Origin of the sequence: Mesobacillus harenae, assembly GCF_013343715.1 — a bacterium.
GTDB classification, from domain to species: domain Bacteria; phylum Bacillota; class Bacilli; order Bacillales; family Cytobacillaceae; genus Mesobacillus_A; species Mesobacillus_A harenae.
The window spans coordinates 1-11,673 of record NZ_JABUNR010000018.1 but is presented as its reverse complement, the minus strand read 5'-3'; the positions used below and the strand labels follow the sequence as shown (position 1 = coordinate 11,673).

Here is an 11,673-nt window from a genome sequence, read left to right as displayed (position 1 = left end):
ATGCGGGAAGATTGGGTCATTTACTTTATGATTTTACCCGCAATCGTATTTTTTGCCATGTTTCATGTTATTCCAATTATTGAAATGAAGCTTGCTTTCCAGAATTATCGGATAATTGGAGAAAATACGTGGGTAGGATTAAAACACTTTGAAATTCTGTTTAGCTCACCTGCTTTTAAGGACGTTTTATGGAATACAGTCATTATCAGTACGATGAAGATAATTTTTATCTTTCCCATACCGGTTGTTTTATCTCTACTTATCAATGAGGTACGTTCTGGCACCTATCGTAAATATGTTCAATCAATTTCGTACTTACCACATTTCCTGTCATGGGTTGTAATTGCTGGGATTTGGATTAGCTTTCTAGCTCCAGATGGTGGTGTGAATATTATTCGGAACTTTTTCCAATTACCGTCTATCGATTATATGACAAGCAAGGAGCATATTCGCTGGGTAATTGTTTTTTCCGAGATGTGGCGTAGTGCAGGATGGGACAGTATTTTATACATTGCAGCCATCATGAAAATCAGTCCGTCTTTATATGAAGCAGCCAAATTGGATGGTGCTAGCACACTTCAACAGATGCGTTTTATTACATTACCAGCTTTAGCGAGCACGGTTGTAACTGTATTTATTTTGAATCTTGGTTTTTTCATGAATGCCGGATTTGACCAAGTATTTAACCTTATGAATGATTCAGTTATTAGTAAAATTGATATTTTAGATACGTATGTATACCGGATCGGTCTATTGAATGGCCAGTATGCATATGCCACAGCCGCAAGTCTGTTTAAAGGTGTCATTGGTCTTTTCCTAATCTTAGGTACACATTTCTTTTCCAAAAAAATGACTGGAAAAGGTGTTTGGTAATGGAGGGATTAAAATGAGAGGATTTAGCTGGTCGCGCACAATTATTTATGGATTTTTATTCCTTGTCACCCTAGCTGTTTTAATTCCTGTGTTAAATCTTGTTGCTATGTCATTTTCGGACCCTGAACGGGTCAGTGAATTATCTGGATTAGGGATTCTTCCAAAAGGGTTTTCACTTATTAATTACGAGATTATTTTATCAAATCCGTTAATTTTAAGAAGTATAGGTAACTCGATTTTTATTACAATCGTAGGGACATGTTTGAACTTATTTTTAACAGCTATGTCAGCATATGTGCTAGCAAGAACAGACTTTATTGGCAAAAAAATTGTTCTGGTTTTCCTGATTGCCATTATGGTTTTTGAACCATCAATGATCACAGAGTATTTATTTATGCGGAATTTAGGTTTACTAGATACGTATGCTTCATTGATTTTATATAAGGCCATTAACGTCTACTATCTTTTCATATTAATGCGGTTCTTTAAGGAGATTCCTATGAGTTTAATTGAGGCTGCAAGAATTGATGGGGCCGGTCACTTTAAAATTTTCACTAGTATTGTGCTTCCATTATCTAAACCGGCGTTAGCAACTTTAACATTATTTTATGGGGTATACCATTGGAATGAATACTTCAGGGCAACGATTTACATAACCTCCCAGGAAAAATGGCCATTACAAGTGGTGCTGCGTCAATTTGTTGTTACACAAGACAATACAACGATGCTGCAAGGCATGAACATGAGCCCTGAACTGCTAGCAAGCTTAGACTTTGGATCGTTACAGGCAGGTACCATTATTATTGCAGTTATTCCCTTATTACTTCTATATCCATTGATTTTGAAGTATTTTACAAAAGGAACCATGGATGGAGGGGAAAAGGATTAATGTTTAAAGCATTTATTCTATTAAAGGGGGGATGTCCTTATTCAAACTTGCTACAAACTGAGGGAATATAAAGGGGTAATATCTATTAAATTAGGAGGAAAAAATTATGAAAAAGATAAAACTATTGTTAATCACAATGCTTGTAATTGGTTTGCTTGCTGCTTGTTTCTCTGAAGAGGGAGGTACAGTAACAGATACAAAAGAAGGTGGAAAAACAACCATTAAAGTTGCTTATAAGGATGATGGACCATCAAACGAAGTAGCTGTGAAGTACTATGAAACATTAGCAGAGAAACTAAAAGCGGATAAAGACATAGATGTAGAATTTGAATTAGTGGAAGTTGCGCAAGGAAACTATTCAGAAAAATTAAGTCTGCTCTTAAATAGCGGCGAGATTCCTGACTTAATCTATTTCCAAGGTGGCGACCAACAAATTGCTAACCAGGATCTATTGTTAGATTTATCACCTTATATTGAAAAATCAGAGTATCTGAAAGACGTTCTAGATCCACATCACAAATCTAAACTGGCAAATTATCCATACCTACTATGGGTAAAGCCAGTTGGACACAAAGTAGCGGTTATTCGTACCGATTGGTTTAACGAACTGAACACATCTGAAGCATTAATTGCTAATCCTACACCAGAAAATTACAAGACGTTTTTCCAAGAGCTAGTCGATAGTGGTAAGGCTGATTATGCAACAACGGTTGCTGGTGATATTAGTGAATTAGACCATACATTTGAAATGGCTTTTGGGATTAATAAAACTTGGCTAGAAACAGATAATGGCTTTGTATTTAGTAAAGTATCTGACCAAGAAAAAGAAAAGCTTGCGTTCTATCGTGATTTATATGCAAATGAGCTGTTAGACCCTCAATTTCTAACAAAGCAATGGGATACAAAAGAAGATGCTTTCTATAGTGGCGAAATAGGCGTAATTGCTGGTACCAATGGAAAGGTAGTTGACTTCTATAATAGTAGAATGAAAGAAATAAATGGCGATAAGGCCGAATTAACGATCCTTCCTCCAGCAAAAGGAGTATACCAAGGATTTGGAGCAACAGATATTACGAAAGAATCTAGAGGACTTGCAATCTCTGCATTATCAGAAAACAAAGACCTCGTATTTGACATCTTAGATTATTTAGCAAGTCCTGAAGGTCAAATGCTAGACCGTTTAGGATTTGAAGGTGAACATTACAACGTGAAAGATGGCGAAATCACGTTAACGGATAAATATTTTGCAGAATGGTATTCTCGCTATTGGGAGCCGATTGAAGTGGACTTAGGAACTCCTATTAGTGACGAAACTCCAATGTTAAGTGCACCTGCTACAGAATCTCAGAAGGTAGTAAATCAATATTTTGAAGAAGATAATGCTTTCTTAATACCAGAAGAATATGTTGCACAATGGGATGCAATGGAAAATCTATATAAAGAATATTCTGCGGACATCATTACTGGAAAACAACCTTTAGATACATTTGATGAATTTGTTGAAGAGTGGTACGCAGCAGGTGGTGAAGACCTAACAAAGTTAGCAAACGAAAAACTTAAATAAGATTAACCAAAAAGGGTCTGAGCCCACAGCAACTCGAGGGATTCAGACCCTTTATTTAGAATAAAGTGGAAAGTGAAAAACACGATAGGGGGTTTTAGTGATGACTGATTTCAAAGATAGAGTCAAAGGGGTCTTAATTTCAACAGCACTAGGTGACGCACTTGGGGCACCTGTTGAGAAATTAAGCTATCAGGAGATTAAAGAAAAATATGGTTATGTGAAAAGCTTGAAGACAAATTGGTATAAAGAAGATTTAGGGTTTGATGTCAACAAAGGCAGAAAACGCGGAAACGGGATTGTTACTGATGATACATTAATGACCTTAGCTCTATGTAATGTGTATAACACGGAAAAAAGGCATCTCGATGCCTATGACTTGGCCAATGAATTTGTAAAAGAAATCGCCTTTCGAAAGCGATACATTCCAGAGTTTGGTCGGGAAGATATGATCATTGAGCGGTTGTTTTATCCTGAAAAACATATCTTCTTACGCCATACATTAGCCAACTGTGACCCAAGAGAAGGTGGATATGGCAATATGATTAATTGTGGTGCAGCAATGTATATCGCCCCTGTTGGGATTGTCAATGCTGGTAATCCGAAAGCAGCCTATGATGAAGCCATTTTATTTGCAATGGGCCATCAAACGAGCTACGGATTAGAAGCTGCAGGCGTGTTAGCTGCTTGTGTGGCGAGAGCGTTTATGCCTAGTGTTAATGTGGATGACATTGTAGCTACTGCGATTGACTTGGCTAAGGATGGAACAAAAGAGGCGATTAAAGCAGTAACTGATGTGGCTCGCAAGATGAAGGGCAAGGAGCATTCATTAGATGAGGTTGTTGCTGCCTTCCATGAAGCCATTTTACCATATTCCCCAATGGGTGATGATGTTTCTCGTAAACTAGATAAAGTGGGCGTTCCTTCTAATCATTATACTCCTAGTCGACTGGGCTCAATTGAAGAATTACCTATTGCATTAGGGTTCATTTTATACAATGATGGTGCTTATTATCATTCCATTTATGATGGAATCAATTCTGGACGCGACACCGATTCAATTGGCGTTATGATAGGCGTAATTTTAGGCGCAATGTATGGAGCTTCTATTATCAACGAAACTGATATCGAATTACTAGAAGCTTCCAACCACCTTGAATTTAATAAAATCACGGATGAATTCACTAGAAATGCAGAAGACATTATTCATAAAGATTTAGAAAAAGCCGAAACAATTAAACAAATTTTCTATTAATATTGGAGGGAAAATCAATTGATACCAAATGATTATTTAGAGCGTGTGTACTCAGGTTTTATTGGAATGAATGCAGGTATTCGTTTGGGTGCTCCCGTTGAACCAACGGAGTGGACACCCGAGATGATTAAAGATGTATATGGTGAAGTAACTGGTTATTTAAAAGATTATAAAGTATTTTCTGCTGACGATGATGTTAATGGCCCGGTTTTTTTTCTTCGTGCATTGATTGATGATGCTGTAGATCGAGAGCTAGAAGCACAGGATGTTGCACGAGCATGGCTCAACTATTCAAGAGAAGGCATAGGGATGTTTTGGTGGGGAGGCGATGGTGTTAGTACAGAGCATACCGCTTATTTAAACCTTTTGCGTGGTATTCCTGCACCGAAGTCTGGTTCTGCAGAAACAAATGGCTTGGTGATGGCTGAACAAATTGGTGGTCAAATTTTCATTGATACATGGGGCTGGTTATTTCCAAATGATCCAACGAAAGCAGCAAATTATGCGGAAATAGCGGCGAGTGTGTCACATGATAAAAATGGTCTATATGGTGCAAGGTTTATTGCTGCTTGTATTGCCAGTGCATTTTCTGCCCAGTCCATCAAAGAGATTATCGAACGTGGTCTGGAGGAGATTCCAGCTGATTCAACGTATACGAAAGTTGTTCGTGCAGTGCAGGGTTTCTATGAAAAGGAGCCTGATGATTTCTGGAAGTGCCGTACCTATCTGGAGGAAGAATGGGGATATGATAAATACACTGGTGTCTGCCATATTATTCCTAATGCAGGGATTTGCGCATTAGCACTTTACTATGGTGAAGGAGACTTGTCCCGTACAATTGAGATAGCTACAGCATGCGGGTGGGATACAGACTGTAATGCTGGAAATGTAGGCTCCATTGTAGGTACATTAGTTGGTTTAGCTGGAGTGGAAGATAAATATCGAAAGCCGATAAACGATGTCATTATAACGTCAAGTGTATCCGGCTACTTAAACATTCTAGATATTCCTACTTTTATAAAGTCCTTGGCATTATTAGGTTATCGTGTTTCTGGTGAACCTGCACCATCAACTTTGGTGAACAGCTATAAGGAAGAAGTATTTTTTGATTTTCTATTACCAGGCTCAACCCATGGCTTCCAAACTGATTTTCCATTTAAAGCAATCTTAAAACCAAATGATACGGTTGGTTATCACACACCAGGCTCACTGGAAATTTTTATTGACCGGATGCTTATGGAGGATAAGGTAAGAGTGTTTTACCAAACATTTTATCGAAGAGAAGAGTTTAATGATGAAAAATATAAACCAACGTTCGCTCCTAAAGCATACAGCGGACAAAAGGTATCCTTAAAGTTATTTCTAGATAAGTATTATGGTGAAGAAGTGTTCATTACACCATATATTCGTAATACATATACGAAGGATGTACACGAGCTCGACCGAATAGAGCTTCAGGAACTTAAATGGCAGCAGATTGAATTCGTGATACCAGATACTGAGGGCTCATTTGCTCAGGAGGTAGGCTTTGCGATTGAAAGTCCATCCCCTCGCTCCAATCGTCTGTTTGCAAAAATCTATTTAGATGAATTCCACATTTATGGGTCCCCGAGCTATGACATTGATTTTTCAAAGCAAGTTGTTGAATTTTTGAGTGTTACACCATTTGCTCATCACCGTGGGGATTGGAGCTTAAAGGATGGTAGAATGGTTGTGGAGAGCGATACTGACTGCGCATCTTTTACTGGACATTATTATATGAGAGATGCCATTATTCGTGCTGTTATCACGCCGACAGAAGGGCATCATCACGCATTGGTATTCCGTGCACTTGGAACACAGAGGTATTATCAGGTAGGCTTTAATGGCAAAGGAAAAGCAGCGTTACAGTTAAATAATTTTGGTTTACAATCTTTGAAAACCATCAATTTTGACTGGCAGCTTGGGGAAAGCTATACATTCGAGGTTGAAGTGCGTGGGAGCGAGATTCAGTTCTCCGTAAATGGTGAAAAAGTGCTGCAGCATAATGATGATACTTTAGATCATGGGATGATTGGATTTGCTTTATCCGAAGCAGGGAAGTGTATGTTTGAAAAAGTAAGTGTAATGCCTTGATGTTGTTTGGATCATTGAAAGTTTAATGAAGCCCTTGCTTTAATTATTTGGAAAAAAGAAGGTATAATGAGAATATAGGATATTTAGATTATTTATTAAGTACTTCTCTATAGGTGCATCATATAGTGAACTATTTCCCGGACCGGACGTTTATTCTAAAAGCTCGCAAATTGGCTATTTGATATACAGTTGTAGTAGAGTCAGGGCTTTTAGCTAGAGTGATTACGGAGTTTTGAACTAACATTAGAGGTATAGTAAAGTGCTTGTTTTATTGCAGTAAACAAATGGATTTTCGTAACCTACCAAGAGAGTTCTTTTTTAGTGATAAAAGTCTTGCTTGAGGCTCTAAAAAATTTTGTAAAGAATGTAGGAGAAGTGCTGTGAATAATAAAAAAAAGATAACTATTAGAGATATAGCCAAAGAATCTGGTGTCTCTGTAGCTACCGTGTCACGCTATATTAACAAAGTAAGTTACACTAGCTTAGAAACGGAAAAGAAAATTCAAGGGGTGTTAGATAAATTTGATTTTACACCTAATGCGGTTGCACGTGGTTTAGCAAAACAGAAGACGAACACCATTGCATTTGTCACTCCTGATATTAGAAACCCTTTTTTCCCTGAACTGGTTAAGTCGGTTGAATCTGTTTCGAAAAATAGGGGTTATAGTCTGTTGTTAATCAGCACCAATGAGCATGATTTAAAAAGAAAAGACTTTTGGAACAATTTAAAAAGCCGTTATATTGAAGGACTTATTCTGGCAGAATCAGAAACAAGCGAGGAAGTAACGAATCATTTAAAAGGGTTAGACATCCCTTTTGTTCGTATCGATAGAGCGGTACACTTAGATGAAAGCAATTCAGTTAGTGTTAATAACTTCGAGGGTGCTAGACTAGCTGTCAATCACTTAATTGAAGTAGGCTGCAAAAAAATTGTCCACATTAGTGGACCTAAAAGCTTTTTTCCAGCACAAGGGAGGATAAAAGGATACCTAAATGTGATGGAAGACAAAGGTTGGGAAGAGATCATTTATGAAGGGGATTTCACCCTTGAAAGTGGAAGGAAACAAACCGAAAAGCTCTTGAAAGAACAACCGGATGTAGATGGAATTTTCTACGCCAATGACCTAATGGCTATCGGCGCCTTAAAGGCATTTAAAAATTTGGGGGTAAATGTTCCAAAGGATATAGCGATCATTGGGTTTGATGGCATTCAATTAACCGAAATAGTTAGCCCTGAGATAAGTACAATCAGTCAGCCCATAAATAAAATAGGTGAAATCGCAACAAACAGTTTGATCTACAAAATCGAAAACCCTAACCAGTCTATGAACCAAAATGTGTTACTCGACGTAAAATTAATTAAACGAGAGAGTACCCAGAGATAATTAGGTCTGACTCATTTTATATTATCGCAGTTAGTGGTGGGTATTTTAAATAATGAAAGAAAAAAACTAGAATAGGAAAAAGGGGGAAAGTAAGATGTATAGGGTGATATATTCTTATTTCGACTTCTTCCCCAAAGAAATCATGTTAATGTAACTTGTATTAATAGTGAAGAATGTTATCTCAATCGACAGAAGACTTACTCATTAGATAGTTATATTAAAGAAAGATGATGTCGAACGGACATCATCTTTCCAATGAATTGGATGGTTAGTTATTATTTTCCTGCATGAAATAAATGGACAGTAAACGTTAAGAGTTTTGTTTTAAAAAAATCGAGGTGCCAAACAAGGTGCCATCTTTCTTTTGGAGAAAAACGGCCAGTTTAGCTTCATAAGGTATTGCGCTCTTTCACTTCGCATTGGATTCGCAACTGGGGACAGCGGTGGACTTTACGATCAATCTCCATATAAATCCTCTATATCCCCACTTTTTCTTTTCATTCTCTTTATAACTCAAATTTTTAACCCCTTGAAAACCTCTGGTGAAAATTTATTTTCACGTAACTCCTCTTCATACTTGTTCTAGACAATTCAAGTATAAAAGAATTGGATGTTTGTATTTTTTTTATGCCTAATAAATTGTGGGAGAAACCCAACAAATATAGAGCATGAAAAAAGCCATGTCTGAAAGTATCAGAAATGGCTTTTAAATCAATATGGAGAATAGGGGGCTCGAACCCCTGACCTCTACGCTGCCAGCGTAGCGCTCTCCCAGCTGAGCTAATTCCCCTTAAGTATCTTACTCAAGGTACAAGAAAGATTATAGCTTTTTTCTTTCGTTGATGCAAGAGGGAAATATAAAAAGATTGAAGATCACTTTCCTTAAAAGTTTTAACCTATTTAGAATAGCTGATCAGAATATGTTTAATTCTTCAAAGGAAAGCATATATATTTAAATACCCAGAAAATAGGGAACATCTATTAATACATAAATACGGATATAGAAATTAGGGGAGAGAAATGAAGGAAATTATATTTGCTTATGTCGACTTTGATGTACTGATCAAACTGAGCTTTGCTGCTTTAGCAGGTATCATAATAGGCTTAGAAAGGGAACTTAAGGGGAAACCGTTTGGGTTGAAAACCTGCTTAATTGTTTCTGTTACAGCTTGTTTGTTAACCGTTGTATCTTATGAGTCCTCATTTTTGTATTCTAAAGCATATTCTCGCCCAATGGATCCTGGCCGTATTCCTTCATATATACTGAGCGGGATCGGCTTTTTGGGTGCTGGTGTAATCTTAAGAAGAAGTAATGAAGCTATATCAGGCTTAACGACAGCAGCTTTGGTATTTTCATCGGCAGCAATAGGGATAACAATCGGGGCAGGGTTTTATTTTGAAGCATTGACAGGTGTTATCTTTATCTTTACTGGGGTAAGAATTATCCCTTATTTTTTTGAAAAGCTTGGCCCGAAAAGGCTAAAGCTTATCGAATTTAAAGTAAGAATTTGTGCAGAAAACAATACCGACTTAACTAGATTACTAAAAGAAATGCGGGGGAAACAGCTAGAAATAAGACGAGTTAAAGTTAAGGAAGAACGAGATGATATTGTCATTAGCTGTATTGTACAAACTGACAAAAATACTTACGCAACAGAGGTTTTTTATCTAATAAAGAAATTTTCAGGCGTTGTCAGAGTTGAAGTTGAGAATATGGAATGAAATTTACACAGACCAAGATCTCCTAGGTCTGTGTTTTTTATTGGCAAAAGGGTACTTTGCTTTCGAACACTTCTGTGGACTGTATATTTACAGTCACAAAGGAAATCGCTGAAAATTTAATAATTTAATGGGAAAATGAAATAAATCCAGTGTAGAATAATGGTATCTAACATCTTCTCAGAAGATTTTTAAGGAGAGAATACTCATGGAGACGCCTAAAGTAAATCCATATGTAGCAATTGGAATCGGAGTAATCGCCGTCTCCACCTCTGCTATATTAGTTAAAGTTTCTTCTGCGCCAGCTGGAGTTATTGCTTTTTACCGTTTGTTATTTTCAGTTTTACTGATGCTCCCAATTTTTTTAGTGAAATATACACCGGAACTGCGGCTAATTACCAGACGCGATTGGTTATTCTCAATTATTGCTGGTGTTTTTTTAGCGTTTCACTTTATCCTTTGGTTTGAATCATTGAACTATACCTCAGTTGCCAGTTCTACGGTCCTCGTTACTTTGCAGCCGCTATTTGCATTTGCGGGAACTTATCTTTTTTTTAAAGAGAAACTAACTAAAAAAGCGCTGGTTAGCGGAGGAATTGCTATTGGGGGCAGCGTTATAATTAGCTGGGGTGATTTTAAAATAAGCGGCATTGCTTTATTTGGAGATTTCCTCGCCTTGGCCGCTTGTGCACTCGTTACAGCGTACTTATTATTTGGGCAGACTGTAAGACAAAGAATTTCATTAGTTACATATACTTTTGTTGTTTACAGCATTAGCACAATTACTCTGTTTTTTTATGTTTTAGCTGTACAGGAACCGTTTATTTCTTACCCCACTGCAGACTGGGTCTACTTTTTTCTGCTAGCGCTGGTTCCTACCCTGCTTGGTCATACCTTATTCAACTGGTCACTTAAATGGTTAAGTACTTCTACGATATCAATGGCAATTTTATTTGAACCAATTGGAGCCGCTTTTCTGGCCTACTACTTATTAAATGAACACTTAGTTTGGACTCAGATCCTTGGGGGGAGTGTAGTTATTGCTGGGATTACTATCTTCTTAGTGGATGAAAGAAAATTAAAACGAAGGGAACGACTGTTAGGGGAAGAGGGCTGAAAGGATTAAAGAAATCAGACCCTTTAAAATAAGGATAATAAAATTAAGTGGGGATCCAGCCTTTCTTCTATGTAAAGAAGTTTCCTTGGGCTGATCCCACTTGGGTTCAGAGGGCTGTATGCCTTTTAAATAAATGCATATGTGAGACCAGAGAATACAAAGGCTGAAACAACACTGAAAATAAAAGTGCCTCCATAAACCTTTTCATCGGAATTTGCCATTCGTATTCCTTCAATATAAGAATACACAAATAAAAACACAGCCATTATAAAGGCTAGATATAAGGAGAATGTCTGCAATGTAAATCATCACCTTTCTATATGGTAGCTTGTCCATTTTACTATATGAAGAATTTAAATCAGCTATGACTACTTTTTTTTGTATTTTAGGGTTGGATTTCAGGCTATGTTGGATCTGAAAAGGGTGTATTCAAAAATATTTTCAAAACTATATTGCAAACATGTTTTATCCATGGTATATTTATTTTTCCCTGTTACGGGAATACGCGTTACGATCTAAACAATGTCAATTTGCAAAAAGAAATATTGAAAAAATAATTGACGCACACACATTAACGTGTTATATTATTAAAGTCGCTTCTGAGCGGCACACCAATTAAATTGTTCTTTGAAAACTAAACAAACAAGCGTCAACAAACAATATTTATAGTGACTTCAATTATGAAGATCACTAGCCAACGTTTTAAATTATGAGCTAAACTCATACTCTTTTTTGGAGAGTTTGATCCTGGCTCAGGAC

General features: G+C 37.1%; 8 protein-coding genes and 1 tRNA gene. 8 read left to right on the top strand and 1 reads right to left on the bottom strand.

Translation table 11 applies throughout. The annotated features are described in order from the left end of the window. The 6 genes from HRJ06_RS19140 (at position 1) to HRJ06_RS19115 (ending at position 8,078) form a co-directional block, all read left to right on the top strand. Complete coding sequence (locus tag HRJ06_RS19140) at positions 1-873, top strand: ABC transporter permease (protein WP_422392747.1); 873 nt, start codon at positions 1-3, stop codon at positions 871-873. A gap of 13 nt (positions 874-886) precedes the next feature. Further along, positions 887-1,762: a carbohydrate ABC transporter permease gene (locus tag HRJ06_RS19135; RefSeq protein ID WP_174734579.1), complete on the top strand. Its 876-nt coding sequence runs from the start codon at positions 887-889 to the stop codon at positions 1,760-1,762. 106 nt (positions 1,763-1,868) lie between these two features. Continuing rightward, positions 1,869-3,326 (top strand): extracellular solute-binding protein, encoded by a 1,458-nt coding sequence (locus tag HRJ06_RS19130; protein WP_174734578.1) that lies wholly within the window; start codon positions 1,869-1,871, stop codon positions 3,324-3,326. Between the two features lie 100 nt (positions 3,327-3,426). Beyond that, positions 3,427-4,578: an ADP-ribosylglycohydrolase family protein gene (locus tag HRJ06_RS19125; protein WP_174734577.1), complete on the top strand. Its 1,152-nt coding sequence runs from the start codon at positions 3,427-3,429 to the stop codon at positions 4,576-4,578. A gap of 18 nt (positions 4,579-4,596) precedes the next feature. Then, positions 4,597-6,693 (top strand): ADP-ribosylglycohydrolase family protein, encoded by a 2,097-nt coding sequence (locus HRJ06_RS19120; RefSeq protein ID WP_242035300.1) that lies wholly within the window; start codon positions 4,597-4,599, stop codon positions 6,691-6,693. 380 nt (positions 6,694-7,073) lie between these two features. Further along, positions 7,074-8,078, top strand: coding sequence for a substrate-binding domain-containing protein (locus HRJ06_RS19115; protein ID WP_174734576.1), 1,005 nt, complete (start codon positions 7,074-7,076; stop codon positions 8,076-8,078). Positions 8,079-8,795: 717 nt separating this feature from the next. On the opposite strand, the gene HRJ06_RS19110 is transcribed toward HRJ06_RS19115, so the two are convergent. Then, positions 8,796-8,868 (bottom strand) — tRNA-Ala (locus HRJ06_RS19110). A 230-nt stretch (positions 8,869-9,098) separates the two neighbouring features. Between HRJ06_RS19110 and HRJ06_RS19105 the strand changes: the two genes are divergently transcribed. Together HRJ06_RS19105 and HRJ06_RS19100 are read left to right on the top strand one after the other, a co-directional pair. After that, positions 9,099-9,800 carry an MgtC/SapB family protein gene (locus HRJ06_RS19105; protein ID WP_174734575.1) on the top strand — a complete coding sequence of 234 codons (702 nt, stop codon included), beginning with the start codon at positions 9,099-9,101 and terminating at the stop codon, positions 9,798-9,800. 205 nt (positions 9,801-10,005) lie between these two features. Then, positions 10,006-10,914: a DMT family transporter gene (locus HRJ06_RS19100; protein ID WP_174734574.1), complete on the top strand. Its 909-nt coding sequence runs from the start codon at positions 10,006-10,008 to the stop codon at positions 10,912-10,914. Positions 10,915-11,673: the final 759 nt, after the last annotated feature.